Below are 240 nucleotides of genomic sequence, written 5' to 3'. Positions count from 1 at the left end.
ACTCTGAACTGCTCAAAGAGTTGGAAAAGACGCCGCCACGGGAACGTGCTGAGCGTCTGAGGATGCTGGCCACCTTTGGGTTAATTCACATGAGCCAACCCAATCTATCCACGGCATCTGTACCGGTGGATGGCCATGCTCCAGAAGTTGAAATTACTTCTGTGAGTACAGCGCCAGAACCCAAAGCAGAATCACGTAAACAATCATTAAAATCAAAACTTCGGTTTGACTAATTAGGGG

General features: G+C 47.9%; 1 protein-coding gene. It reads left to right on the top strand.

Going from position 1 to position 240, the window contains the following annotated elements; all coding sequences use genetic code 11:
* The coding region (locus tag AAEY72_RS16145) for a hypothetical protein (RefSeq protein ID WP_502945414.1) at positions 1–233 on the top strand (233 nt) is incomplete at its 5' end.
* Positions 234–240: the final 7 nt, after the last annotated feature.

Origin of the sequence: Psychrobacter sp. W2-37-MNA-CIBAN-0211 (assembly GCF_040309405.1) — a bacterium.
GTDB lineage: Bacteria > Pseudomonadota > Gammaproteobacteria > Pseudomonadales > Moraxellaceae > Psychrobacter > Psychrobacter glaciei.
Note: the sequence above shows the minus strand (reverse complement) of the source record. Positions and strands in the feature narration are given on the sequence as shown.